Genomic DNA, 24,889 nt, shown 5'->3' on the forward strand with positions numbered 1-24,889 from the left:
ATCCCGGCCCTGCAATCGATGCCGGGCCGTCAAACGCGTTCACCGCCGGCGGCCACCGCCGGTCTTTGGCCACGTCGCCTGCCGTTGAAAATCCGTGCCACCGGCAATTCGAAATACCGGTAGATCAACAGGGACACTATGACCGAAGCAACCATGCAAACGGAAATGAACAATATTTCATTTTTCAGCCAGTCGAATGGAACCATGCCGTAGGCGATCCGTACCGCGACAAGGGTGAACACATGGCTGAGATAGAGACTGTAGGAAGCATCTCCCATCGCATGCAGCAGTTTCACGTCGCGGAATCTCGAGAAATCAAGCGACACCAGAGCGTAGATCGCCAGTGCGGCGGGGACGCCCGCAGAAACAATGCGCGGCAGCGGCAGGTCCAGCCCGTCCGCTGCGACAAGACAGGCGAAGGCCAGGGGAACCAGCGCCACCGCCAGCCGCGACGGCATCAGCCGGCCGGCCAGATAGAGACGGGCGATGATCACCCCGGCCAGGAACTCGAACACGATCGGGTTGCCGTAGAAACGCACTATGACGCCGTCTCCCGGCCACAGCTGAAAACCCGCGAACAGCGCCAGCAACACCGCCGCAAGCGCATGGATCCTGACCGCCTTCGGCAGCAGCAGCAGCGCTCCGAAGATCAAGTAGAAGAACATTTCGTAATTCAGTGTCCAGCCGGGGATGACGACCGGGGCGATCAGTTGACCCGTACCGTCCGCCGGATTGGTCCATGGAACAAAGACCAGGGAAGCCAGCAAGTGCGGCAGATCGAAGGTCGTGGATTTCAGGTAACTCGGCATCACAAGCGCAATGGCCGCCGCGCTGAGCGTGAACAACCAGTAGAGCGGCACGATGCGCTCGATGCGCCGGCGGTAGAACTCGATCGGGCCCGTCTCCCGGTCCGCGGTCGTCAGCCACATCACGAAACCGCTGAGGACAAAGAAGAGATCCACGCCGGTTTCTCCGAACAGGAACGTCGAGGACACCGCCTCCGGTTCGAACCGCCCGTACTGAAGTACGCTGTGAAAGTAGACGACCAGCAACGCCGCGATAGCCCGAACGTACTGTAACTGCACGAGCATCACGCACCCCTGAACTGTTGTGAGTGGGTCTGCGGCCGCAGTGGCGCGGCGGCCCGACGCGGGGCCGGCAAGTGCCTCATCGCCCCCGCGAGCATCCACAGAAGACCCGCAATCTTGATCGAGAAGACGGCCGTCCCGCCAATCATCATGTTCATGAAGATGAATACGGCAAAGGCGTGCCCGAAGCGTCGCTGCTCCGTGGTGTTCCCCGCCGGAAAAAGACAGACAAACAGCCAGAACAGGATGAGGCTGAAAACGGTCCCGATCACGATCACGTAAACATACCCGCTGTCCGCCAGGGTGGAGGCTTTTTCGGCCGAGAACCCGAGCAAGGTGAGCAAATCCATTTCACTCAATTTCGACATCGTCAGCACCACGCGCCCGGGGATGTCGTCTCCCGCGGCGTCTGGATCCACCAGGTAGACGATGAACCCGAGGAATAGAATGATCGGCAGGTACAGCAGCGTGAACATCTTGGGCAGCGAGGGAAACACGAAATAGCCCGCAATGCAGATGAAGGCAAAAATCAGCATGGTCCTGGAATCGTTCGTCAGCAGGATCAGGACAATGGTCAGCAGGCAGAATGCCCGTTGCGCCCTGGTGAAGTGCCCCCAGAGGCTCACCAGCGCAATCATCAGGACACCGGCGAAATTGGCGAGCGAAACCTGTTCCAGAAAAATGGACGACGACCTGTGATTGATGAGGCCGAAACTGAAACGGCCCTCGAAGCCGAGTGCGTTTTCGAACAGCTTGGTATCGAAATACCCGGATCGCTCGAGCCCGCGCGTGTTCTCGAAATAGAGCGCTGGAAAGAAGAAGTCGCCATACTGATTGACGAAGAACATTTCCATCAGGAGAACCAGCAGGACAAGCGAAGCCGCCGCGAGAAACACGAACTTGACCGTCCTGAGCCCCGCCCGGCTTCCCAGAGCCGCGAAACAGAACACGATGAGCATGTTGCGGGAGAAGTCGATGACGGGCGCCCGGTTGATGACCGACACGTAAACGGAGAAGACCAGCGTGACAACCAACAGGAACAGCGGTGCCAGGTCCTTCTCGAACAGGCCCCTGTTCACAATGATCACCAGCGCCGTCAGCAGGATCAGCATTTCGGTCGCCGCGGCCCCGGTGAAGCCGAGAGGGGTGACATGCGCGTTCACGACCGCCAGAATGGCGTTGTAGACCGTGGCCGCCAGCACCACCAGCGCGATTGCCGTATCTCTCTTGTCTGCGGTTTCTATAGCTGGTCTCCAGGCTTTGCTGCCGCAAGCGCTTGAAAAGAGTGACAAGTTAACGGGTTCTCCCGACCTCGACAAGCAGCACGCCTGACGGGCCGGCGTCCCGGTGGGCCCTGCCGGGCGACTTCTGAACTCACCTGACCCAGGCCCCTGGACAGGCGGAAATCGGGGCCGGAAGGCGAATTCTTCAGGATACGCCGGAGACCTAGGTGTCCGCGGACGCCGGCAGCACCTTTCGGTACAGTGCGTCATAGCGGCTTATGACAGACTTCCAGCTGTACGCCTCGGCATCCGCGATCAGGGTATTTCTGAGGTCCGGCCACCGGCCGGACGCGGCGAGCCGGGCGGCAATGGCCGCTGCCGGTTGCTCCGGCCTGGAAAAATCCGCCAGCTCGATCGACGCATGCTTCTCGGCCAGCGCGCGGAAAGCGCCGTTCGGATGGACAACAGGCACCAGGCCTGCGCTCATCGCCTCGATCAGGGCCAGCCCGAAGCCCTCGTACTCGGATGCGCTGACAAAAAAGCTGCATTGGCCCATCAACGCGCGGATTTCACCATCGGACAGACCGACATGTATGCGCAGGTTGTCGGCAACACCAAGCGCCCTGGCACGTGCAAGAAGATCCTCGCGGGTCAGATCGGACTCCATGCCCGCAATGTCGAGCATCCAGTCCGGGTCCTGCGCCCGGAGCGCAGCCAGCAATTCGATTGACCGGTCCGGCCGCTTGTTCGCCGAAAAGCGGCCGAGAGTCAGCAGCCGCTTGACCGGTTTCTCGGACGCGGCCGCCCTGAATTTTGCGATATCGACACCGTTTTCGATCAGACAGGCCCGCTCCGGGGCGATTTTCCGGAACTGTCGGAAGTCGCTCTCGCTGCAGCAGGCAAGCGCCCCGTAGCGGCTTGCGGAAAAGCGGGTCAGCGTATTGAACCAGACGGTCTTCAACGCGGCATGTTTTCTGGTGTGAAAGAAACCGCCATGGGTCGTCGCCACCAGGCGGCGGCCATGCCAGGGCCTTGCAAGAGCCAGCGCGTCAAAGAAAAAGTCGACCGCATGAACATGCACCAGATTCGCCCCGCCAAGTTCGGCAAGCACCCGGGGCGCCAGCGGGTAGCGCGTACTGCCCCTGAAAGGGATGCGGTGCACGTCGACACCGTCGATCACTTCCCGGGCGGGCAGCTCAATGTCCGGCTCCTTGAAGAGCCTGTTCAGGGTGACCACCTTCAGGCTGGCAAAACGCCCCTTCTGCAGTGCCGTCAGATTGCGCACGACGTCTTCCAGGCCGCCTACGCTGGGCACATACTGGCGGACGACGTGAACCAGATGCACTTTCGAGAAGTCCGGCTGTTCCGCGGTCTCCGATTGCGTTTGAATGGCGATTGTCATCGAATGAGCCCGGCTGCTTGCGGCGGATTCCGTTTCAGAACGGTATACCCGGTGTGGATTAACAAAGGCGTTCTGGCCCAAAATATGCGTCGCGATTGCCGGATTCGGCCGGGGTCAGGCCGCGGTTTTTTCGGCAACCGCCACCGCGCGGTCGAGTATCCCGGCTGCAACCTCGTCCCAGCCGAGAATATCGGCCCCGAAGGACTCGCTTTTCGCCATGGCCAGGGCCGCCGCGACCTTGCCGGGCCAGTCCTGTTCCCCGTCGAGCGAATAGCCCACCAGGTTGCCGCGCTTGTCCGGGATCAGGTCCGGTGTCAGCACGGGAAGCCGGCAATAGGCATATTGCAGAAATTTCAGGCTGGTCTCTGCCAGATAGACATCTTCTTTGCGCATCCGGTAAGGCGCGATACCGAAATCCGCATGCCGGATATAGGGAACCAGTTCCAGGAACGGTTTTTCACCATGGACGACGATGTTGTCCGGCAGGTCTCCCGCACAGGTCGCGCCGAAGACGTGATAGGTCACGCTCCGGTCGGCGGCGGCCAGTGCCCTGACGGCGGCCTCGTCGAACAGCATGTTGCCGACCGAAACGGCGTTCCTGGTGCCGGCTTCGTATGGCGAGGGTGCCGACAGGTCGAAGGCGGCCTTGTCGATAGCCTGCGGCAGGATTTCCGTCCGGCAGGATTGCGATGTCATCGCGGCAATCGAACTGGAGGGGGTGATGACCAGATCGAACTCGGGCAGGATCCGGCGTTCCAGTTCCTGGAGGTAAGGCGCGGCACCGATCGTGGTCAGCCAATCGCGCTTGATGTAGACAAAAACAGCATCCGGATTCAGGCGCCGCGCGGAGTGGAAAAAGCTGAGACAGGTTCCAGGTTCGAAAAAGACCGCGTCGGCAGAGGTCAGCGCGGGGCGCAAGAAGCCGGGAATATATCCGCCGTAAATGCGGAACAGCGGCCGGTTGAGAAGGTTCAGGACCCGGTTGCGGGAGCTGAAGGCATGCAGGGGCGGAATATAGGCCCCGGCATGCAACCGTGGCTCGATTTCAAGAAACCGGTTTTTCTGCCGCTCTGCCAGCGCACGGTAGACTGCGTCCTGCTTGAATTTTGAAAGCCAGCTCAAGCCGACCGTCGCGATGTGGGTCTCGTGCCCCGCCCGCGCCCATTCCTCGGCGATGAAATGCGTGCTCACCTTGCGTGCCGACGGCAGGAAGGGTTGCGCCGTCCACTTGAAGAGTTTCATCCGCGCGCCTCCGGCCCGTCATCACGTGGCGCGGAACGCTCGCCCGTCAGCGCGCTCTTGTCGCTCCAATGCGAACCCAGAACGGTGTCATAGCTGTCCGGCACGAAGGTTTCAAAACCGCCGCTCGGATAAAGCGTGATCTCGCCGACATAGATCTCTTCGTCCGTGTCGTAGAGGTCGACCCTGGCGAAACTGATGCCATCGCTCATCTTTTCCGCGATCGCGATCATCTTGTCCAACGCGGCAGGCCTCGGCATGAGCTCCCTCAAGTGCGGATACCAGTCGAAATGTACATCCAGAAATTCCCAATCCCGTGAATAGACCGCCTCGAACATCAGGCCGTCTTTCGGCTCCCGGAGTTCGATATGGACCAGCTTTCCGCTGAAACAATAAAACCGGTAATCCCGCAGCACCTTGCCCGGGCGGCCAAGCCTTTTTTCAATTATGATCTGGCGGGGAACGTCCTTGTAGGCCCATTCCCGGTTGAACCTGAAATGGTCGTCGGCAAGCCATTCCGCTTCCGGCCGGCGCGCCATCAATGTGTCGATGTCCGATTGTCCGGACAGAAAATATCCCGACTTGCTGGCGTGCGTCGGCTTGACCACCGCCGGCAGATCGATGCCGGCCCAGTCCACTTCCGACAGATCCGTCCCGACCCAATAGGTGGGAACGACATGCTGCGCCCCGACCCGATCGCGAATGACATCCTTCGCTCTGACCTTGTCGACCATGACCGGATAGAGCGGATTCCGGTCCCGCAGTTTGCGCAGATGCTGAAGTTCGGAGAACCGGCGTGGATTTTTCGTGTCGGGGAACCGGCCGTAGATCGAGGCATATTTCAGATAGAGGTACGGTCCGTCCGGCAGCGGCGAGATGAGCCGCCAGAAAAGCCTCTTCATTCGAAGCAGCAGGCTGTCTGAAAACCTGTAGGATTGCGCGATCGTTTTCATTTTCGTTACTGTCATTTATGCCGATAGAATTCCATACGGTATTTTGGGTTTAAATGAAGTGAACGCGGGAGACGTCATGTGTGGTTCCAGCCAGATCCGTTGCCCGCAAAGACGACGAACGAGCGTCGTGTCCGGCGGTGCGAATCTCGACCAAATTCCGATTTTCCACGCACCTTAGGCAATCCCTTAAGGTGTTTCAGGGTAAACCAGCCTCCGACCCGGGTCATCCGACCGCAACGCCAAATTGCTTCCATCCATGGCCAGTTTCGTAAATTCTTCCATCTTCAGCACGCTTGCCGGCCTGACTTCTCTTCTGGCCGGTTTCGTCTGCAACGTGATCATTGCGCGCACGCTCGGGCCTGATGGATCCGGTATCGTGGCCTTTGGTGTCTGGGCGGCCCTGACCGCCTACACCATCGCCAATTTCGGCATCCCGAACACCTTGCAACGCTACATGCTGCGCTACGACCGGCCCGGCAATTGCGGCGGCGGGCTGGCCCGGCACCTGCTGCCGCGGTTCCTGATCCCGATGACCCTCGCCACCTTCGGGCTGCTGGCCTACATCTATTTCTTCCCCGGAGAAGCGTCGGCAGATGTCTATTCTCCCGAGATCTTCCTGATCATCACGTTTGTGTTCCTGTTTTATTCCATCGCCGGCTACGCGGAAGGAAGTTCTCGCGGACTTCATCGGTCCCCGGAAATCACTCGTTTCGCAGTGATCGGCAGCGCCTTGCAGATCCCCGCGGTCGTTGCGGGATCCCTCATGTTCGGCGCAGCCGGTGCACTTGCGGGCTACGCCATCCGCCACCTGCCGCAAGCGCTGGCGGTGCGCAGGTACATCGCGTCCGCTCCCGAGCCCGGAACCCGCTTCGACAGCAATATCTACAGCTATGCCAGGAACACCTGGTTCACGGGCATGCTCGGCACGATCGCCTGGGGCCGGACCGAATACCTGTTCCTGAGCTTTTACGTTTCCCCGGTGGAACTCGGATTTTACGCCGCCGGACTGTCGCTGGCCGCACTTGTGACCCAGCTTCCCGGCCACATGCTGGCCGCCCTGACGACCCATCTTGGCGAGTTGCACGACAAGGGCAGCACAGAGCGTATAGAAAAAACATATCAGCGCACCATGCGCTGGATAGGGCTGTCCACCTTGCCGATATGCCTTGGCGGCGCGGCGGTGATGAGCGAGCTTCTGCCGATGATCTTCGGCGACGCGTTTGACGGCGGACGTGTCGTTGCCGCGACCCTGGTCGGCTCGGCGTTTCTCAACACCCTGGAAATGGTGCCCAGGGCCGTCATGATGGCGCGCGAGCGCAGCCATGTCATCGTCCGGATCAGTGCCGTCTTCGCGGTCCTCTCGATCGCGGTATTCGCTGTCGTGGTGCCCTATGCCGGACTGATCGGTGCGGCATTGGCACGCATCGCTCTCCATGGACTGCTGCTGAGCGTGCTGATGATCTACTGCGGACGCCAGTTGAACCTGGCTGTCGGCATCAGATGGCTGCTCGGCAGCTTCGCCGCTGCAGCGTTATGCGCGATCACCGCCTATGCGGTCCTGTGGAGCATCGGCGGGATAACCGGTCTTCTCGTGGCGGTGCCGGCGGGAGCCCTCGTTTATTTCGCAGCAGTCAGAGCCTTGAACTGCATTCCGCAGGAAGATGCGGATGTCCTTCTGTGGACGCTTTCCGCTGTGCTTCCCAAAAGACTGACCCCGCTTCTGAAAGCCGTTTTCCGCGTGCTCGTTCGACAGGAAAGATCAACCAGATGAGTTTCGTCCCGTCCGTTCCGCTGTGCTTTGACGGGCTCGCGGCCGTGCTGACCCGGCCAGCCCCCGAAGTGCCCTGCCAGGGCGCGGTGTTGCTGTGCCGGCCCTGGGGCTTTGACGAATTGTGCAGCCGCAAGTTCTATCGCGTTCTCGCCGAAACGCTCGCGGAGCGCGGACTGGCCAGCCTCCGGTTCGACTATCCGGACACGGTCGATTCGCTCGACACCCCGGAAGGCTCCGGTCTCGACGACTGGACCGCAGCCGCGAACAGGGCTGGCGATGCGCTCGAACGGTCAACCGGTGTAGACCGGATCGCTCTCTTCGGCCTGGGCGTCGGTGCTGTGGTCGCGCGGAACGCCGCCCGGACCCGCAAGGACATTTCCGCCATCGTCCTAGCCGCGCCGGTGACAAGCGGCAGGCGCTACCTGCGCGAGACCGATCTGCGCGCGAAGGTCCTTTACGAGCGGTTGAACATTCAGCCGGAGGGCCTGCCCCGAACGAAATATTCCATCGCCGGCATCGCCCTGCCCGATCCGCTCGCAACCGATCTCGCGCTTGTCAAACCCGCCGGACCGGGCCTGCCCGGCGATGTTCCGGCCCTTCTGTGCCTGCGCCCCGATCTCGACAGTGACACCGCGTTCGCGGAGCACCTTCGCGGCGATACGCCGGACCTGGACGTCATCGGCTTCAGCGGCTACGAGGACCTGATGATTGATCCGCTGCGTTCGAAGGTGCCGCAAGAAACCGTGTCACGGATCGCCGACTGGCTTGCAAGCACGCTGACGGCCCCCGGAGCGATGACCGGGACGGTGACCGGCGCAAGCGAAAACCCTGAGGACATGACGGCGCTTGCGGGCAACGGTTTCACCGAAACCGCCGCCTTTTTCGGACCGGCCAGCAAACAGCTCTTCGCCGTCTCAAGCTCGCCGAAGGAAGCGCGCGCCGGAAGGCCGGTGTTTCTTTTCGGCAATACCGGCGGCTATGACCACCATGGCGGCTGGGCCCGGAGCTGGGTCAAGATTTGCCGGTCACTGGCGCGTGGCGGCGCGGAGACGGTGCGCTTCGACATGGCCAATGTGGGCGACAGTCCGCCCAGGGACGGGATCGCTTCGGAAATCCTGTATTCCGACGGTCCTGTTGCCGATTTCGGCGATGCGGTGGACTGGCTCGACGCACACCATGACGGTCCGGTCACACTGGTCGGGCGCTGCAGCAGCTCGCATGCCGCGCTTCACGCGGCCCGTTTCAGCCGGGCCATCTCCCGGGTCGTTCTGTGCAATCCGCTGGTCTATATCTGGGATCCTGACGAAGTGGTCGATGTCAATCGGCTCGGGTTCCGGACCGCCGAGGCCTACCGCAAGAAGATGACCGATCCCAGGACGCTGAAGCGCCTCGTCACCGGCGACATCAACATCAGGTCCGTTCTGCGAGGCATGACAAAGCTCGGCGGGATGAAACTCGCCTCGGTCCTGTCGAAGGTGTTGCCCCGCCTGACAAAACACGGCCGCTTCAAGCTGCAGGCGCTCGAGATCTTCGCTGAACTCCGGGACCGGGGCATTCCGGTGCATTTTTTCTGCAGCGCCGGCGACGGCAGCCTGGAACTGCTCGAGTTTCATTTCGGGCAGGACCTGAGCGGACTGAAAGCCTACCCCAACATGAGCGTGTTCACGGTCGAAAACGCCGATCACAACCTGACCCCCGAACCGGCTCAAAAAGTGCTCGAAACATTTCTGGGCGATCTGGTGGGGCAGGACCTGGCAAAAGCAAAGTAAGCAGTCGTGAGGGGACCCGGGTTGCGCGCCTACCCGTCGGCGGCGGTCAGGGGCACCGCCAGAACGCCCTGCATGTTCAAAGCGGCGATTTCCAGTCGCTCCGGCACCGTTTCGGGCGCGTCCGGACGTTCAGGCCTGAAGACGATCTCCTTCTCCGGACCGGGCGCCAGGTGAAAACCGTTTTCCGACGCGACATATCCTGGAAGTGTCAGAGTGACGGCAGCAAGTGTCGCCTCCGTCGCCAGTTGAACGGCAAGTGGTCCGTCACGATGTGCCGTGATCTGCGCCCTGAGCGCCGTTTTCGACACCCTGGCGACAGAGTCTGCCAGCGGAAAATGAAACGCTTCGGCCAAAACCAGCCCCGTCTCCCGGTCCAGCATCCGCACCAGTGTCACATCGTGTGAGGGCGGACCGAACCGATAGGCATAAGTGACGTCGAAAAACGCGCCGATCAAGTCGACCGCGTTGAGGGACTGGGCGCAGTGCGGCGCCAGCACAAGTTCCTTTTGCCCCGAGACCACCGGCACTTGTCCGTCCCGCAGACAGGTCAGCGTGAGCGTGACCGCCTTTTCCCCTGGCCGTTCATTGATGACATGGATGGCCAGCCCGTTGGTGCCTTCGTCCGTCAGACAAACCTGCAACGGACGGAAGGCCCGCTTCAGGGCGTACCAGGCCGGTTTCGGCCTGCCGGCGGCATCGATCACACCCCAGCCCGCGCCCATGGCCAGATCCTGCAGCGTCCACACCAGCGCGCCCCGGCAGGAGGAGCCCCCGCGCCGCCACTCGGCAAAGGTTCTTTCCATGACCTCCCCGGTCACGGCCCTGCCGAGATCGAGATAGCGGTCCGGATCGCCGGTGCGCAACGCTGCGGGGTCAACGCCGTAAAGGTCTTTCAGGTAGTGGTCGCGGACATCCTCGAAGTCCCAGCCAGCCCCCCGGTCGCGCGGCACGCGGGCCTTCCAGCGCGGATCATGCCCGGGCCTGACCGAAGGCAATCCCTCCTCAAGGCTCTGCCGGCAGGGAACATTGGAAAACGCCAGACACTCGCCGGCGAAACGCACATCCGCTCGCCGGGCATCCTCCAGCGGGCGCAGGTAGGCGCCGACGCCGTAGTAATGCGCGATGCCCGCGTTCGGCGAGAACGGCAACACCCCGCCGCAGGGCGAATTCGGTGCGTAGGGGACATCCGGGCGAAGGGCAACCGCGAGTTCGGGCAGGATCTCTTCGCAGAGCGGCCCTTTCCAGCGGTTCTCCGGCAGGCCCATCATCGCCCCCTGCTGGTAGATCTCGCTGCCGCCGCACACAACGGCAAGCGAGGGAGACCCCATGCTGTCGGAAAGCTGGTCGCGGACCTCTGCCCTCACCTCGCCGACAAAGACGTTGTCCTTGACCGGATAGTCGTAATTGGCGAACTGGAAGTCCTGCCAGACGAGCAGGCCAAGTTCGTCGCAGAGTTCGAAGAATGCCCGGGTCTCGTAGATCATGGTGCCGCCGATACGCAGCATGTTCATGCCGGCATCGCGGGCCGCCTCCAGCAACGGACGACAGGTGTCCGGATCGCCGGACAGATTCAGGAGATCCGCACTGGTCCAGACCGCGCCCCTGCAGAACACCGAAATTCCGTTGACCTTGAGGCCAAAGCCGGTGCCGTCTTCGCCACGATCCACCTCGAGACGCCGGAAACCGGTCTTTCCGAGCCCGAACCGCTGGTCTCCGGCCTGAACCGTGATTTCGTAGAGTGCCGGTGTGCCATGGGTGTGCGGCATCCACGGGTCGATGCCCGCCGGGCAAAGCGATGCCGCCAACGAGCCGTCCTCCCGGCGCACCATCTCCGCCGAACTGCCGGCGCACTCCAGAACTGGAACCGCGTCGGAATTTTCCAGTTTCAGGGAAACGGTCAACCGGGCGCGCCCGTCGGACGCGAGATCGGCCAGCACCTGCTTTTCCGTGATCCGCGCTGCGGCCTCCGGCTCGATCCGGATCGGCCGGTACGGTCCGACCGCATGGATCTCCGGGCACCAGCCGGGCATGTGACCGAGCAAAGTGGTACGCACCAGACGCAGGCCCTGGGACGTCGCGAGTTGAGGCTTCCAGCGCGCCCGCGGTCCCTTCGCCGTCAAATGAGGCGCCAGTGCCCGGAAGCAGAGCGTCAGGACATTCCGCTCAGCAAGATTCACCGGAACCTGAAATTTCCGGAACATGTTACGGCACTCGAGAACCGGCTCACCGTTGAGATAGACCTCCGCGACGGTCGCCAACCCGTCCAGATGCAGGCGGTACCGGCCCGGCTCGGCGTCGAACCGGCCTTCGTACCAGACGTCCTTGCCGTGCAGCGGCACCGGATTGTCCGGGTCGAACAGCCCCGCCCGCGTGAGGGCACCGGCCACGGTTCCCGGCAACGTGGCAGGCACGGGGTCTGGCAGGGTTCCGGCGGCGGGAGGCACCCCGAAGGTGCCCGGTTCCGTGACGGAGAGGGTCCAGTCCATGGTGGCAGGGCCGGTACCCGGCAACACGGCCGCTATGCCCCGGCAGCGCTGACGACGGGTGTGAAACCGGTGTCCCGCGCTTCGCCGTACTGAAGGTCGAGGAGCCGCATCAGCCTGTCCCAGGCTTCCACCGCCGGTAACAGGCCTTCCCCCAGACCCTGAAATTTCTTGCGCATGACCGCCCGGGCCAGCTTGAACTGCATGGTCTTGCAGGTGTTGGAAATGGTTCTGGCCAACGCAGCGCCTTCGGCCAGCTCCGTCCGTCCCTGGCCCGCCAGCCAGTCCAGATAGCTCGAAAACAGCTCGAAATTCGCACCGAGCTGACGCAGCGTGTTGAAGGCATAAAGATGGAAGAAATCGAACTCCCGCTGGCTGACCTTCTCCACCTGCGCCGGAAACACCGAAGCGAACGCAGCCACGGGATTTTCCGCAGGCCGGCGTTTCAGATGATGGCGCAACAGATCTTCCGAAACAGTCACAATGTGCTGCATGGACGGCAGACTGCCGGGAAATTTCACGAATTCGGTATAGGGCAGGAACGGCAGCGACCCGGCATGCGCGCCGCGCTGGAAGACGCCGTCGAAGTCGTCGCCTTCCAGACGGTGGAGGCCGAGCCCGTGGAAATATTCCATCGTCCGGTTTTCGAAATCCATCCGGTTGACGGCGATCGTGGTCTTGCCATGGCTGGCGTGATAACCGACGCCCTGGGTGTCGGGCAGGAAAAAGCTGTCGACCTCGACCAGCGACAGGCGGCCGCGTTCGATCTGCTGCTGAACATGGAATTCGACCCGGTCGTAGATCGCCAGTTCCGTGACCTTCAGGCCATAGAGGGCTTCCAGGTCCTCCAGCGGCACCTTGAAGAAGGTGAACTGGTCGCCCTCGAAATCCTGGGTGAGCGAATAGGCAAGGCAGGCTTCCGGCGGCAGGCCGAGTGAGGGCAGAACCTCGATCCAGACATCGAGATAGCAGTTGGTCTCCGGCCAGTCGCGGTCCTGCGCATGAAGCGGGCTGCGCGCGTAGCCGGCCGCGCTCAGGGTATCAAAGACGGCGTCTGTCATGGTCTGCCCGATCCTCTCAACCCCAAAGGGCCGCTTTGACACCTTCGGGCCAGGCGGCGGTGTCGAAGCCGTGGTGCCGGAACAGGGCCAGGGCAATGCGCTCGAGGCCGAAGCCGACGCAGGCAGTGTGCGCGGGGGTGCCGTCCGCCTGGCGGATGTCCCAGGCCTTGCCGAAATTGTCCAGGTGATAATTGAAGCTCATGCAGGCGGTCGGCTTTTCCTCCGACGTGATCGGAACCAGCATTTCGAACTTCAGTTCCTGTTCGCGCTGCCCGGACGCCAGCATCCTGCCTGCCCGGCCGAAAAACGGATCGTTGGCGACATCGACATGATGTGGCAACTCCAGCCGTTTCATCATGTCCTGGCCGCGCTGTTTCCAGGTCTCGCGGAACGCCATGGTCTGGTCCGCCGAACCGACACGCACATATTCGCGCTGGCGGAACATCTGCATCCGGGCCGGATCCTTGGACGGCTCATGCCGGAAACAGTAGGACTGCAGGGCAACATAGGCACCTTCGGCGGCGAGCGGGCCGCGTCTCGACAGGATCGGATAGAGCGGATAGCAGGCCGCCGGCGTCAGCGCGACCTGGGTCGGCTTCTGGTCCTTCGACCAGTCCTCGCCGGCCGCAATGCACTGCAGCAGACCCATCTGGTCGTGATCGTTGCCGCAGAAGGCATGAACGGTTCCCGCCAGCTGCGGAAAGTTCTTCATGTAACCGCTGGTCTCGAAATCCTGCATGGTCATGCCCGGCGGAAACACCATCGCTTCGGAAATCTCGTCCTGGCCGTAGCTCAGGGCGAAGGTCTCGAAGCGGGCAATGACATTTTCGAATTCACCGCTGCGCGCGTAAAGGCCATCGACGCCGCTGTCATGCAGAACGCCTTCGGAAAACAATTGATCGAGAAAAGAAACTTGCGCGTCCATTATTACCCCAGAAGGCTGGTATCTTGCTTGTTGACCAGAAGCATGGTCGACGTGTTGCCCAGAATGCGGTCGTTGGAAATCATCAGCTGGGCGGAATGGGCATCCCGCAGATGGCGACCGAGGCTGAAGGGCGTGCCGTTCTTGTATCCGGCTATGCCGCAGATCAGCATGCAATGGTTGATGATCGTCAGGATGGTCTGTGATGTGCCGATCTTGATGTTGTTCATGGCGACGGAAAAACTCATCGCGTTGAGCGCATCCCCGTCACCCTTGCAGCTTTCAAACTGCTTCAGACCTGCAACGACATTGGCCTTGACCAGTTGCAACAGGCTGGACGTCTCGGCGAGACGAAGCGCTCCTGGCGGGACCTGACCCGGCGACTTGCGCGCGGCGGCCTTGACGAAGCTCTGTGCACGCGCCACCGCGTCGGCGGCAATCCCGTACCAGAGCGCGCCCCACAGAAGATGCGACACGGCCAGCATCGACTGGGCGGCAATCTCGGCGAACGGCCGCGGCAGGATCTGCTCCGCGGGCGCCGCCGCCTTGAAGATGTAACCGTCGGAACAGGTTCCGCGCATGCCGAGCGTGTCCCATTTGCTGGTCTGCTCGAGCGTATACTGGTCTTTCAGGAAAACCGTCGCGACCTGATCGGAATGGGCGGCGTCCGGATGACGGCGGGACGTGACCATGATGGCGTCGGCCTTGGCGCCGTAGGAGATCACGGTGGCGTCCTTGGTCAGGCGGGCCGTGTCGCCCTCGACTTCGATCGCGCAAAGCGAATTACGCAAATTGCCGCCAATGCCCGCCTCACTCGTCGCGGACGCAATCAGAAGCTGCTCGTCGCAGACGCGTTTCTGAAAGGCCTCGTGCCAGGCGCTCCCGGCCGCGTAGTCGGCAAGGCTTGCAATCTGGATCTGGTGCATGGCGTAGGTCATGGCGGTCGCCGCACAGGCCTGTCCGAGGATCGCGCAGACATCGGCGATCTCGGTAAGGCTTGCGCCTTCGCCGCCATGTTCCGGCCGGATCATGATCCCCAGAAGCCGTTCGGCTTTCAGAGCTTCCATGCCTTCGGACGGGAACCGGCCTTCGGTATCAACCTGATCGGCGAATCCGGCGGCGACCCTGGCGGCGCGCTTGGCGCGGTCGGCCAGAGCCAGCGCGGTGATTTTGCTGGCGGCGGTCATTGATCAGGCCGCCTGCTCTTCGACAATTTCGGAAAGCGCCGCTTCGATGGCGTCGATGGAAGAAAACGACTTGCGGTTCAGGAGATGCTCCGGAAACTCGATGTCGAATTCTTCTTCCAGGGCCAGCATGACCTGCACGGACGCGAAGGAGGAGAGGCCCGCGTCGTAAAGATCCGCGGCGTCGGCGATGTCTTCCACGGCGACGGGAAGATTGCCGTGTTTCACCAGAATTGTCCGTATGGTCTGTTTCATCATGATCCTTGCCATCAATTGTCGGTTCACGGGAGAACCTGCGCCTGCATTCCGGAGCGGAATATAGTACAAAAAAGAATAAACTGCGCTTAAAGAGCATGGTAAAAAATTACAGAAGAATAGCATTAAATTTTCTTAAGGTTAATTGATCTTAAGATTTCAATAACTTCTTCCAGACGCATTCAACGACCGGTTCTGTGCGGGCCCTGCAGATCTGCTCGGGACGCGCGTCTCAAGACGCCCCCACTGTGCGTGACATCTTGAAAAACCCGGCGGCAAGCTTCAGCAAGACGGCAGGGCCGCGAAATCCACGTGACCGACGGTCACCGACAGTTCTTCCGACCGGATTTGCCGGGCGCGATCCCGCCACCAGGTTTCGAGCGCCTGCGATGGCAGGTTCAGGTCCTCGCCGACCCGGACCCAACCGCCCAGGAATTCCATCAGGAAATCGTTTTCGTGCGGCGCGACCCGCCAGTCGGACGGGCCCTGCACGACCCGGTAGCCGGCGGCTTCAAACAGCGCAATCGCCCGCGATGCCGCTTCCGGCCCGAGGGCCGGGCCGAAACCCTTGTCGGTGCGCTGATGCCGGTCGTGAGCGGCGAGGATGTCGCCGTCGAACGGCGCTTCAGGATCGAAGCGTACGCGGCCGTCATAGGTCAGGCTCGCCAGAAAGGGTTTGCGGGCCTTGACGACCTGTTCGACCAGCCGTTCGACAAAGGCCTCCGACACAAGATCCAGAAACGCCGATGTGGTGACCGCGGCCACATCCGCGAAAGGCAATTGCTCCAGGTCACGGGCCAGATCGATCTGCCTGAGGTCGATCCGTCCGGTGCCCTGCTCCACCGGCTTCCGCCAGCGCTGCCCGGCGTGCTCAAGAAGGGCGGGGTCGTGATCGCACAGCAGCCAGCCGGCCGGCTCCACGCCTTTCGCCGCAAGGGCGGCCACGGTCGATCCGGCGCCGCTTGCCAGATCGAGAATGCGAACCGGCCCCGTTGGCAGGCTGTCCAGGAACGCAGCCTCAACGTCCGTGTTCCGCGCGGCCAGATCAAGGGGCTCACGCAAGGCAAGCCATGTTGTCGAAAACCCGCTCATGGGCCTGTCTCCCGCAATATGTCTGAAAATCGGGCGGCGGCATCCTGCCAGTCCGGAAAGGCCCGTGCCGCCGACCGTGCCGCGTCTCCGAGACTGGCCCGTTCCTCAGGAGAAGTCAGCAGGCGCTGCAAGGCCGCGCGCAAGGCCGCGACATCTTCCGTGCCGCAATAGAGCGCGGCTCCTTCCGCCAGGGTCTCGCGCACCGCGCCGCCGCCGCTGCCGATCACCGGCAGGCCGTGGGCGAGCGCTTCCGTATAGGCCATGCCGTATCCTTCAAAGCGGCTCGCCAGCACGAATATATGCGCCGCGCGGTAATGAGCGGACAGATGGTCCTCCGGGACGGCACCGTGAAACCTTATCCGGCCGGACAGGTTCAGATCCGCGGCCTGTTTCCACAAGGCGCCATAACACGCCGGATCCGCGTCCAGGCCGCCGACGATGTCCAGATGCCAGGCGCCGGCATCCGCGGGCAACTCCGACAGGGCCTCCAGCAACAGATCATAGCCCTTGCGCGGAACAAGTGTGCCGACGGACAACAGCCTTGTCACGTCCGATGCCGGTCGCGCATAGGCGTCCGGCTTCTCCGTACCCGGCAGAATGACCGATATCTTTTCCTCGGGAAACGCGAACAGGTCATGCACCTGCGCCGCCGTGGCCGGGCTGGTGACGATGACATGGCCGGCATGTTTCAGCGCACTTGTCTCGCTTTCCAGCAAGGCCCTGGCCCGGTCCGGCGCAAGGCCGTTTTCCAGGCAGAGCGGATGATGAAGCAAGGCGACAAGACGCAGGTGATCCGTGGCGGCCGCCGCATGCGCGAGCGCGCCGAACGCAAGACCGTCAACCACGACACGTGCCCCTGCCGGCAGGGCCCGGAAGCGTACTTCGGCCGCAGACAGCGTTTCCGGGGAGGGAAACGGAAAACCGTCGCCCAGGGGCAACGGCTCGACGTGCCAGCCGAGCTTGCGCAATCCGGCCATGATCCGGCGGTCGTAGCCATACCCGCCGCTGGGTGTTGCCAGGTCCCCCGGATATGCGAAGTGGACAGATTGCATCTGCGGATCAGATCCCGGCTTCATACCAGGCCCGGGCGACATGGGATTCGGAAATCGTCACCCGAATGGCGGACAGTTCCGCCCCGGCGCGCCCGAGACGGCTGTCGCGGGCCGCACGCGCGAGGTGATCGTGAATGTGCTTCGTCAGGAACTCGGTCGTCGTGTTGGTACCGGCGAATTCCGGGACCTCGTCCAGGTTCTTGTAATTGAGCGGCTGCAGCACTTCCTTCAGCGCCTCGTGAGCGCGGCCGATGTCGATCACCACGCCGTTTTCGTCGAGGGTCTCGGCCAGAAAAGCGGCGTCGATGACGAATGTCGCCCCGTGCAGCGCCTGGGCCGGGCCGAACAGCTCTCCCCTGAAGGAATGCGCTATCATGACGTGGTCGCGAACTTCAACTGCAAACATCTTTGTGATCCTGAAATGACTGATTGTTCGATGTCGGGCTCAGCCGGTGTGGCCGGACCCGTTCTCATAGCGGACAACGGCGGCCAGAACATCTGACGCCTTGTTCAACACTTCGGGAAGCTGCTGCGGCAACTCCGCGAAGGGAATTCGGTGGCTGATCAGTTTGTCGAGCACCGGGTCGGCGAGCAGGGACAGCGCCAGTTCAAGGCGCCGCCGGTAGCTCCACCGGTCGCGCCGGTCCGGGGCGATGGTGCCGACCTGGCTCGATATCAGCCTGAGCCTGCGGCAATGGAAATCGGCGCCGAGCGGCGCCTCCACGGCCCTGGCGCCGTACCAGCTCATCTCGACGACAGTCGTTCCGTCGCCGGCGCAGGCAAGCGCGGTGGCAAGCCCCGCCGACGACGCGCTGGTGTGAAAAACGAGATCCTGATCGCGGGGCGCGTCGGCCGGCAGGGCGAAGGCCAGGCCAAGCGCCTCAGCGATCGCCGCACGGCCCGGATTGGTGTCGATCACCGTCACTCTTGACCCGGGCAGTCGTCCTGAGACATATGCGGTCAGGAGACCGACAACCCCACCCCCGACCACGCAGATGTGATCCCCAGGTGATGGTTTTCCGTCCCATATAGCATTGATCGCCGTTTCCATATTCGCAGCCAGAACAGCGCGTTCGGCAGGGACGCCATCGGGAACCGGCACACAGGACGCTGACGGGAGTGCAAAGACACTTTGATGCGGAAACAGCGAAAAGACCACACGTCCGGCAAGTTCCGGGTCCCCCTCCAGGACCGTGCCGACATTGGCGTAGCCGTATTTCACGGGAAAGGGGAAGTCGCCGGCCTGATGTGGCGCGCGCATGCGCTGCCATTCGCTCATCGGAATCTCTCCACGGAAAACAAGACCCTCGGTGCCTCGGCTGACGCCACTGAAAAGCGATTGCACCAGCACTTCGCCGGCGCGCGGACCGGCGCCGGCAACCGGCTCGATCGCGCATTCACCAGGGCCGGTGTACCACAGCGCCTGCGCCTTGCCTGTGTCGCGCGTCACCGGTGTTTCCGCGATCATTATGTAACTTCTCCCGTCATCAACCCTGGTTCCTGTCAATCTTAGGACATTTTGGCATGCGCACTATTGCGACGTTCGCCAGGATTGGAAGTCAAAAAAATGTTCAAGGCTTTTGACATGCGTGTATTTGAAGGATCAACAGCCCCCATGACCGCCAGGCGCGTTCTTTTTGCCGCACTCGTTGTCATCAGTTTCGCGGCGCTTGCCGCGCTGATGACCGTAACCCTGTCGCCGGGGGGATATTCGGCGCTCGACATGGTGATCGTCGCCTGTTTCATGGTGACCCTCCCCTGGACCATCATCGGGTTCTGGAACGCGGTGATCGGCCTGCTTGTGATGCGGCTTTCCCGGGATCCCGTCGACGCCGTCTGCCCGATCGCGCATGGGGACGCCTCCCGGCCGCTGACAAGTTCGACGGCCCTGCTTTCCTGCGTGCGCAACGAGGATACCGAAAGCCTCGAGACCAATCTCAGCGCCATGATGTCCCGTCTGGCCCGCGCCGGCGAGGCAAGCCGGTTCACGCTTTACGTGCTGAGCGACACCTCCCTGGACGATGTCGCCCTGCAGGAGCAGCAGATGACGGCGCGGCTTCAGGAACGCCATGCCGGCCAGATGGAGGTGGTCTACCGCCGCCGGGACACCAACCCGGGGTTCAAGGCCGGCAATATCGCCGACTTCTGCGACCGGTGGGGCGACCTGCATGATTTCGCGCTGGTGCTGGATGCGGACAGCTACATGTCGGCGGACGCAATCACGGGACTTGTCCGGCGCATGGAAGCCAACCCCAGGCTGGGTATTCTGCAGAGCCTGGTGGTCGGGTTGCCGACCGACAGTGCCTTTGCCCGGATTTTCCAGTTCGGCATGCGCCTCGGCATGCGCTCCTACACCATCGGCAGCGCCTGGTGGCAGGGTGATTGCGGCCCCTACTGGGGACACAATGCCATCCTGAGGATCAAGCCCTTCAAGGAAGAATGCCGGCTTCCGGACCTGCCCGGCAAGGGACCGCTTGCGGGCACGATCCTGTCCCACGACCAGGTGGAGGCGGTTCTGATGCGCCGTGCCGGTTACGAGGTCCGGGTGCTGCCGCAGGAAACCGGAAGCTATGAAGCCAACCCGCCTCATCTACTGGAATACATCCGGCGGGATCTGCGCTGGTGCCAGGGCAACCTGCAATACCGCAGGCTGCTCGGCCTGCCGGGCCTGAAGCCGGTCAGCCGTGCACAGCTTTTTCTCGCCATCCTGATGTTCCTGGGATCGCCGGCCTGGATCGGCTTCATGACCGCCGCCGCCGTGCTTGGCCTGGTCAGCGACGGCACGCCGTTCCGCGCGGATACCGGCGCCCTCGTGTTCTTCACGGTGCTCACGATGGTGTTCGCGCCGAAGCTTGCCACAGTGGCCGACGTGCTGGCGAGACAGGATCTGCGCAAGGCCTTCGGCGGGACGTTGCGCATTCTTGTGAGTGTCGGTGCCGAGATTGTCTATGCGGCCATGCTGGCGCCGATCATGGCGGTGGCGCACACGATCTTCATGGGCGGCCTCGTGTTCGGCAAGACAATCGGCTGGGGCGCGCAGGCCAGGGGCGTGCAGAGACTGCCGGTCGCGCTGGCCCTGCAGAAGCTCTGGCCGCAGATGCTCTTCGGCCTGGCCGGCCTTGCCTGGCTCTCCGGGCAGCCGATCGGGCTTGTGTGGCCGGTCATCCCCGTTGCCATCGGGCCTCTCTTCGCCGGCCTGATCGCCGTCACCACCTCGACCCGCACGCTCGGACAGCTCGCCATCTCATCGACCCTGTGGCGGATCCCGGAAGAAACCGCTCCGCCGGAGGACCTTCTGGACCTGCATCTGCCGGCCCTGACCAGGGGCCCCGCCCCGGCGGCCGGCCAGCCGGAACTCGGTCAGGGCGACGCGGAACCGGCGAAGGCGTGAGGCCCGGCCGGCTGCGGCCATCGCAGGCAGCCTGACGCAAGGCGTCATCGTGTAAACTGAAATGGTGAGCGAAGGCCTGTCCCAGACGCAAACGGGACCGACGTGGGCCGGTCCTTGTCCTGTCGGGAAGACTGAACCGATTAAGCCGCGTTGGAAGAGGTCAGCGGCTGTGTCAGGAGATCGTAGATTTCCTGTGCGTCCACCGAGCCGCGCAGTCCCTTGGTGACCGACGCGTCCCTCAACTGGCGCGCGATCCTCGCAAGCGCTTTCAGATGGTCGGCTCCGGCGCCTTCAGGCGCCAGCAGCAGAAACACGAGATCGACGGGCTCGTCGTCGAGGGAATCGAAATCGACAGGCTTGTCCAGCTTCGCGAACAGACCGACCAGCCTGTCTAGACGCACGAGCTTGCCGTGGGGAATCGCGATACCGTGGCCGACGCCGGTGGAACCAAGGCGTTCGCGCTGCAGGAGCGTGTCGAAAATCTCGCGTTCCGAAAGACCGGTCAGCTCTGCCGCCCTGGCAGCAAGTTCCTGGATCGCCTGTTTTTTGCTTTTGGCCTTCAGGCTCGCAATCACCGCGTCTTTACCCAGAAGATCACTAAGATCCATTAGTCCGCCTACACGTTTCAGAAGCCGGCTTCCCGGGGGAAGCCGACCTCGTCGTATCTCTACTCGGCAGCCTGTTTGGCCACCAGTGCCGGGTCAATCCAGCCTATATTGCCATCCGGCCGGCGATAGACAACATTGACACCGCCATTTGCCGCATTTTTGAACAGGACGACCGGAGCTTCGGTCAAATCCAGTTCCATAACCGCCATGCCGACGGTCATCGTCTTCACTTTCGCGGAAGTCTCGGCAATCACCAGCGGATTGAAATCCACCGGCACTTCCTCGTCTTCCTCCGGCGAGGCAAGCACATAGGACGCAGCATCCATCGCCTCACGGTCAGCGCCGTTGTGGCTGTGATGATCCTTCAGCTTGCGCTTGTAGCGCCGCAATCTCTTCTCGATCTTGTCCGCGGCCTGATCGAAACCTTTGCGCGGATCCTGATCCTGCGCGGACACCTGGAGCACAATTCCCGTGTCCAGATGCAGGCTGCACTCGGACTTGAAGCCCGTGCCTTCCCTGCTGAGCGTGACGTGGCCTGTAAAACCGCCTGTGAAATATTTCTCAAGCGCATCTTCGATTCGGTCATTGATATGGACGCGCAGTGCATCGCCGACATCAACATTCTTACCCGAAATCCGCAAAGCCATGGGGACCTCTTCTTCTTCTATTGACCGATAGGTCACCGGCGTGCCGCCGGTGCAGAAACGCGATACGTTTCAAGCTTACAGAATGGACCAGTCAGCGCCGAAGCGCCATCCCTCATTACGTCACGAGGGCGGTGCTATAATTGCGTGTTGGACAAGAGTCAATTGATTATGAAACGATGTAACAAGTTTCAAAAAGGAACTTGGAATTCCAAGGTATTGTTTCAGCCGACATCTCTGAAACGTTCCGAAAGTTGCGCTGAGGAATACATGGGGCCGCCCCTAAAGGCGTGAATTTTTTTCACGGCGTCTTTGCACCGAAGAGCCTATTTTCATGGCCTCCCGGTACTTGGCAACCGTTCTGCGCGCGATGTCGATGCCGTCATCCTTCAGAATTTTGACAAGCGTGTCGTCCGACAGGATAGCTTTCGGCGCTTCCGCATCGATCAGTTGCCTGATCTTGTAGCGGACCGATTCGGCCGAATGCGCGTCGCCGCCGACCGTTGCCGAAATGGCCGAGGAGAAGAAATACTTCAGCTCGTAGATGCCGCGCGGCGTCGCCATGAACTTGTTGGACGTCACCCGGCTGACGGTCGATTCATGCATGCCGATTGCTTCGGCGACCGTCTTCAGATTGAGCGGTCTGAGATGGGCGATGCCGTAGGTCAGGAAGCCGTCCTGCTGACGGACGATTTCCGTCGAGACCTTGAGGATCGTTCTTGCCCGCTGGTCGAGGCTCTTGGCGAGCCAGCTCGCCGTCTGCAGCGAGTCGGTCATGTACTCCTTCTCCGTCTCGTTGCGCGCCGTCTTGATGACCTTGGCATAGTAGGTCTGGTTGACGAGCACCCTTGGAAGCGTGTCGGAGTTCAGTTCGATCGCCCAGGTGCCGTCGTTGGCCGGCCTGACGAAGACATCGGGCACAACGGGCTGGACCAGCGCGGACCCGAAAACGCTTCCGGGCTTCGGGTCAAGCGCGCGGATCTCGGCAATCATTTCCACGAGGTCCTCCTCGTCCACCGCACAGACCTTTTTCAAGCCGGCGAGATCGCGCTTTGCCAGCAGCTCGATATTGTCGATGAGCGCTTCCATGGCCGGGTCGAACCGGTTCTTGTCGATCAGCTGGAGTTTCAGGCATTCGGCGAGATCGCGCGCGAACACTCCGGCGGGCTCGAAAGTCTGCAGCACGCACAGCACGGCTTCAATCCGGTCGGCACCGACACCAAGCTGCCCTGCGGTCTCGCCCAGATCGATGTAAAGATAGCCGTTCTCGTCCAGGGAGTTTATCAGATGCCCGGCGATCAGCTTGTCCGCCTCGTCGGTCAGCGCCAGGTGCATCTGTTCTTCCAGGGTGCCGACCAGAGACACTTCCTCGGCGACAAAGGCCTCCAGGTTGTAGTCCTCGGAAGCCCCGCCGCTGGAGACGTTCTTGTAGCTGTCGCCGCCTTTCAGCAATGCCGGGTCGGGAGATGCCGGGACGCCGGGTTCGTCGGGAAAGACATTGCCGAGATCCGTGTCCATGCGCGCGGCGATGGCTTCCGAGCCTGTCTCCAGGTCGTTCTGCATCCAGTCGCCCGAACCGGGTTCCTCTGAGACGGCCGGTGTGCCTGCGCTGTCCGGGAAAGACTCGGAGTTGCCTTCGGAGCCGGTGTCGCCATCCGGGCCGGTCTCTCCGGAGTCGGTCTTTTCCAGGAGCGGATTGCGTTCCAGTTCGGCCTCGACATAGGCAACCAGATCAAGATTGGACATCTGCAAAAGCTTGATCGCCTGCATCAATTGCGGCGTCATGACCAGCGACTGGCTCTGCCGCATTTCCAGCTTGGTTGAAATGGCCATGTGTTTCTGGGGTGCCCGCTATGCCCGCTTGGTCTGCTTCTTGCTTATTCCTTGTCGAGCCAGTGTATAGCGTTGCGCACCGCCTGTCATCAAAGGGTGAATTGTTCACCCAGATAAAGCCGCCGGACGTCAGGATTGGTGACGATTTCCTGGGGCAGGCCCTCGGTCAGAACTTCACCGGAGGCAATGATATAGGCCCTGTCGATCAGGCCGAGCGTTTCGCGCACATTGTGATCAGTGATCAGAACACCGATGCCGCGCTGGGTCAGATGGCGCACAAGCTGCTGGATATCCCCGACCGCGATCGGATCGATGCCGGCAAAGGGTTCGTCGAGCAGCATGAAGGACGGGCGGCTGGCGAGTGCGCGGGCGATTTCGACGCGCCGGCGCTCCCCGCCGGAAAGCGCGATGCTCGGCGATTTGCGCAGGTGTGTCAGACCGAATTCGGCCAGCAGCGAGTCGAGTTCCTCTCGGCGCCTGTGCCGGCTTGGCTCGATCACTTCCAGCACGGCGCGGATGTTCTCTTCCACCGTGAGCCCCCGGAAGATGGACGCCTCCTGGGGCAGATAGCCGATGCCGAGACGGGCCCGGCGGTACATCGGCATCCGGGTGATGTTGAGCCCATCCAGGGATATCTGGCCCTGATCCGGCCGGATCAGCCCCGTGATCATGTAGAATGTCGTGGTCTTGCCCGCGCCGTTCGGACCCAAAAGTCCCACTGCCTCGCCGGGCCGCACGGACAGGCTGACATGTTTGACCACCTGACGCCGGCCATAGGTCTTGCCGATGCCGTCGACGACCAGCGCACGGGACAGATCCGCGGATTGATCCCCGGACTGATCCGCGGGTCCCGCTGCGACGCCTTGTAGGCCGTTATAGTCCGGAGAAGTTGTCTTCACTGATGCGCCGTCCATCCGAT

Annotated in this window: 21 protein-coding genes; 3 read left to right on the forward strand and 18 right to left on the reverse strand. The window is 62.1% G+C overall.

Features of this window, described 5'->3' with window-relative positions; translation table 11 throughout:
- Nucleotides 1–29: 29 nt before the first annotated feature.
- The 5 genes from AC0VX3_RS24730 to AC0VX3_RS24750 all read right to left on the reverse strand — a co-directional run bounded on the left by AC0VX3_RS24730 (nt 30) and on the right by AC0VX3_RS24750 (nt 5,920).
- The gene (locus tag AC0VX3_RS24730; RefSeq protein ID WP_475522732.1) at nt 30–1,091 is read right to left on the reverse strand and encodes an acyltransferase family protein; all 1,062 of its coding nucleotides are present in this window, start codon (nt 1,089–1,091) and stop codon (nt 30–32) included.
- A complete protein-coding gene (locus tag AC0VX3_RS24735) occupies nt 1,091–2,380 on the reverse strand; it encodes a hypothetical protein (RefSeq protein WP_475522733.1) in 1,290 nt (429 codons plus the stop codon). The genes AC0VX3_RS24730 and AC0VX3_RS24735 overlap by 1 nt, the downstream gene beginning before the upstream one ends.
- A gap of 154 nt (nt 2,381–2,534) precedes the next feature.
- Nucleotides 2,535–3,713 (reverse strand): glycosyltransferase family 4 protein, encoded by a 1,179-nt coding sequence (locus AC0VX3_RS24740; RefSeq protein ID WP_475522734.1) that lies wholly within the window; start codon nt 3,711–3,713, stop codon nt 2,535–2,537.
- 114 nt (nt 3,714–3,827) lie between these two features.
- Nucleotides 3,828–4,955 carry a GumK N-terminal domain-containing glycosyltransferase gene (locus AC0VX3_RS24745; RefSeq protein WP_475522735.1) on the reverse strand — a complete coding sequence of 376 codons (1,128 nt, stop codon included), beginning with the start codon at nt 4,953–4,955 and terminating at the stop codon, nt 3,828–3,830.
- A complete protein-coding gene (locus tag AC0VX3_RS24750) occupies nt 4,952–5,920 on the reverse strand; it encodes an ATP-grasp fold amidoligase family protein (protein WP_475522736.1) in 969 nt (322 codons plus the stop codon). Before AC0VX3_RS24750 ends, AC0VX3_RS24745 begins: the two co-directional genes overlap by 4 nt.
- Nucleotides 5,921–6,161: 241 nt before the next feature.
- Between AC0VX3_RS24750 and AC0VX3_RS24755 the strand changes: the two genes are divergently transcribed.
- Both AC0VX3_RS24755 and AC0VX3_RS24760 read left to right on the forward strand, forming a co-directional pair.
- Nucleotides 6,162–7,676, forward strand: a complete 1,515-nt coding sequence (locus tag AC0VX3_RS24755; RefSeq protein ID WP_475522737.1) for a lipopolysaccharide biosynthesis protein — start codon at nt 6,162–6,164, stop codon at nt 7,674–7,676.
- Entirely contained in the window at nt 7,673–9,445 is a 1,773-nt protein-coding gene (locus AC0VX3_RS24760) for a hypothetical protein (RefSeq protein ID WP_475522738.1), read from the forward strand. The genes AC0VX3_RS24755 and AC0VX3_RS24760 overlap by 4 nt, the downstream gene beginning before the upstream one ends.
- A gap of 29 nt (nt 9,446–9,474) precedes the next feature.
- Here AC0VX3_RS24760 and AC0VX3_RS24765 read toward each other — a convergent pair whose 3' ends face one another.
- The 9 genes from AC0VX3_RS24765 to AC0VX3_RS24805 form a co-directional block, all read right to left on the reverse strand.
- Nucleotides 9,475–11,931, reverse strand: coding sequence for a glycoside hydrolase family 2 protein (locus tag AC0VX3_RS24765; RefSeq protein WP_475522739.1), 2,457 nt, complete (start codon nt 11,929–11,931; stop codon nt 9,475–9,477).
- 32 nt (nt 11,932–11,963) lie between these two features.
- Nucleotides 11,964–12,989: a DUF1839 family protein gene (locus AC0VX3_RS24770; RefSeq protein WP_475522740.1), complete on the reverse strand. Its 1,026-nt coding sequence runs from the start codon at nt 12,987–12,989 to the stop codon at nt 11,964–11,966.
- A 16-nt stretch (nt 12,990–13,005) separates the two neighbouring features.
- The gene (locus AC0VX3_RS24775; protein ID WP_475522741.1) at nt 13,006–13,914 is read right to left on the reverse strand and encodes an amino acid--[acyl-carrier-protein] ligase; all 909 of its coding nucleotides are present in this window, start codon (nt 13,912–13,914) and stop codon (nt 13,006–13,008) included.
- A gap of 2 nt (nt 13,915–13,916) precedes the next feature.
- Nucleotides 13,917–15,098 carry an acyl-CoA dehydrogenase family protein gene (locus AC0VX3_RS24780; protein ID WP_475522742.1) on the reverse strand — a complete coding sequence of 394 codons (1,182 nt, stop codon included), beginning with the start codon at nt 15,096–15,098 and terminating at the stop codon, nt 13,917–13,919.
- A gap of 3 nt (nt 15,099–15,101) precedes the next feature.
- Nucleotides 15,102–15,350, reverse strand: coding sequence for an acyl carrier protein (locus AC0VX3_RS24785; RefSeq protein ID WP_475525245.1), 249 nt, complete (start codon nt 15,348–15,350; stop codon nt 15,102–15,104).
- Nucleotides 15,351–15,632: 282 nt separating this feature from the next.
- Nucleotides 15,633–16,442, reverse strand: a complete 810-nt coding sequence (locus tag AC0VX3_RS24790) for a class I SAM-dependent methyltransferase (RefSeq protein ID WP_475522743.1) — start codon at nt 16,440–16,442, stop codon at nt 15,633–15,635.
- Nucleotides 16,439–17,494, reverse strand: a complete 1,056-nt coding sequence (locus tag AC0VX3_RS24795; RefSeq protein WP_475522744.1) for a glycosyltransferase family 4 protein — start codon at nt 17,492–17,494, stop codon at nt 16,439–16,441. Before AC0VX3_RS24795 ends, AC0VX3_RS24790 begins: the two co-directional genes overlap by 4 nt.
- Before the next feature lie 7 nt (nt 17,495–17,501).
- Nucleotides 17,502–17,900 (reverse strand): 6-pyruvoyl trahydropterin synthase family protein, encoded by a 399-nt coding sequence (locus tag AC0VX3_RS24800; RefSeq protein ID WP_475522745.1) that lies wholly within the window; start codon nt 17,898–17,900, stop codon nt 17,502–17,504.
- A 39-nt stretch (nt 17,901–17,939) separates the two neighbouring features.
- On the reverse strand, nt 17,940–18,962 hold the full coding sequence (locus tag AC0VX3_RS24805; protein WP_475522746.1) for a zinc-dependent alcohol dehydrogenase: 1,023 nt from the start codon (nt 18,960–18,962) through the stop codon (nt 17,940–17,942).
- A 147-nt stretch (nt 18,963–19,109) separates the two neighbouring features.
- Here AC0VX3_RS24805 and mdoH point away from each other — a divergent pair, with 147 nt between their 5' ends.
- Nucleotides 19,110–20,885, forward strand: a complete 1,776-nt coding sequence (mdoH, locus tag AC0VX3_RS24810) for a glucans biosynthesis glucosyltransferase MdoH (RefSeq protein ID WP_475522747.1) — start codon at nt 19,110–19,112, stop codon at nt 20,883–20,885.
- 140 nt (nt 20,886–21,025) lie between these two features.
- Here mdoH and ptsN read toward each other — a convergent pair whose 3' ends face one another.
- The 4 genes from ptsN to lptB all read right to left on the reverse strand — a co-directional run bounded on the left by ptsN (nt 21,026) and on the right by lptB (nt 24,884).
- The gene (gene ptsN, locus AC0VX3_RS24815) at nt 21,026–21,493 is read right to left on the reverse strand and encodes a PTS IIA-like nitrogen regulatory protein PtsN (RefSeq protein ID WP_342891396.1); all 468 of its coding nucleotides are present in this window, start codon (nt 21,491–21,493) and stop codon (nt 21,026–21,028) included.
- Between the two features lie 59 nt (nt 21,494–21,552).
- Nucleotides 21,553–22,140, reverse strand: coding sequence for a ribosome hibernation-promoting factor, HPF/YfiA family (gene hpf, locus AC0VX3_RS24820; RefSeq protein ID WP_342891397.1), 588 nt, complete (start codon nt 22,138–22,140; stop codon nt 21,553–21,555).
- A gap of 279 nt (nt 22,141–22,419) precedes the next feature.
- Nucleotides 22,420–23,970 (reverse strand): RNA polymerase factor sigma-54, encoded by a 1,551-nt coding sequence (gene rpoN, locus AC0VX3_RS24825; RefSeq protein WP_475522748.1) that lies wholly within the window; start codon nt 23,968–23,970, stop codon nt 22,420–22,422.
- 89 nt (nt 23,971–24,059) lie between these two features.
- Nucleotides 24,060–24,884, reverse strand: a complete 825-nt coding sequence (gene lptB / locus AC0VX3_RS24830; protein WP_475522749.1) for an LPS export ABC transporter ATP-binding protein — start codon at nt 24,882–24,884, stop codon at nt 24,060–24,062.
- Nucleotides 24,885–24,889: the final 5 nt, after the last annotated feature.

It is taken from the genome of Roseibium sp. QJM3NY_11, assembly GCF_056173175.1.

Excerpts from the sequence above, each read along its gene's own strand:
- AC0VX3_RS24745 (WP_475522735.1), bottom strand. The coding sequence starts at position 4,955 with ATGAAACTCTTCAAGTGGACGGCGCAACCCTTCCTGCCGTCGGCACGC.
- AC0VX3_RS24765 (WP_475522739.1), bottom strand. The coding sequence starts at position 11,931 with ATGGACTGGACCCTCTCCGTCACGGAACCGGGCACCTTCGGGGTGCCT.
- AC0VX3_RS24785 (WP_475525245.1), bottom strand. The coding sequence starts at position 15,350 with ATGAAACAGACCATACGGACAATTCTGGTGAAACACGGCAATCTTCCC.
- AC0VX3_RS24790 (WP_475522743.1), bottom strand. The coding sequence starts at position 16,442 with ATGAGCGGGTTTTCGACAACATGGCTTGCCTTGCGTGAGCCCCTTGAT.
- AC0VX3_RS24760 (WP_475522738.1), top strand. The coding sequence starts at position 7,673 with ATGAGTTTCGTCCCGTCCGTTCCGCTGTGCTTTGACGGGCTCGCGGCC.
- AC0VX3_RS24800 (WP_475522745.1), bottom strand. The coding sequence starts at position 17,900 with ATGTTTGCAGTTGAAGTTCGCGACCACGTCATGATAGCGCATTCCTTC.
- AC0VX3_RS24730 (WP_475522732.1), bottom strand. The coding sequence starts at position 1,091 with ATGCTCGTGCAGTTACAGTACGTTCGGGCTATCGCGGCGTTGCTGGTC.
- AC0VX3_RS24780 (WP_475522742.1), bottom strand. The coding sequence starts at position 15,098 with ATGACCGCCGCCAGCAAAATCACCGCGCTGGCTCTGGCCGACCGCGCC.
- ptsN (WP_342891396.1), bottom strand. The coding sequence starts at position 21,493 with ATGGATCTTAGTGATCTTCTGGGTAAAGACGCGGTGATTGCGAGCCTG.
- AC0VX3_RS24775 (WP_475522741.1), bottom strand. The coding sequence starts at position 13,914 with ATGGACGCGCAAGTTTCTTTTCTCGATCAATTGTTTTCCGAAGGCGTT.
- AC0VX3_RS24795 (WP_475522744.1), bottom strand. The coding sequence starts at position 17,494 with ATGCAATCTGTCCACTTCGCATATCCGGGGGACCTGGCAACACCCAGC.
- mdoH (WP_475522747.1), top strand. The coding sequence starts at position 19,110 with ATGACCGCCAGGCGCGTTCTTTTTGCCGCACTCGTTGTCATCAGTTTC.
- lptB (WP_475522749.1), bottom strand. The coding sequence starts at position 24,884 with ATGGACGGCGCATCAGTGAAGACAACTTCTCCGGACTATAACGGCCTA.
- AC0VX3_RS24740 (WP_475522734.1), bottom strand. The coding sequence starts at position 3,713 with ATGACAATCGCCATTCAAACGCAATCGGAGACCGCGGAACAGCCGGAC.
- AC0VX3_RS24755 (WP_475522737.1), top strand. The coding sequence starts at position 6,162 with ATGGCCAGTTTCGTAAATTCTTCCATCTTCAGCACGCTTGCCGGCCTG.
- AC0VX3_RS24805 (WP_475522746.1), bottom strand. The coding sequence starts at position 18,962 with ATGATCGCGGAAACACCGGTGACGCGCGACACAGGCAAGGCGCAGGCG.
- AC0VX3_RS24750 (WP_475522736.1), bottom strand. The coding sequence starts at position 5,920 with ATGACAGTAACGAAAATGAAAACGATCGCGCAATCCTACAGGTTTTCA.
- hpf (WP_342891397.1), bottom strand. The coding sequence starts at position 22,140 with ATGGCTTTGCGGATTTCGGGTAAGAATGTTGATGTCGGCGATGCACTG.
- rpoN (WP_475522748.1), bottom strand. The coding sequence starts at position 23,970 with ATGGCCATTTCAACCAAGCTGGAAATGCGGCAGAGCCAGTCGCTGGTC.
- AC0VX3_RS24770 (WP_475522740.1), bottom strand. The coding sequence starts at position 12,989 with ATGACAGACGCCGTCTTTGATACCCTGAGCGCGGCCGGCTACGCGCGC.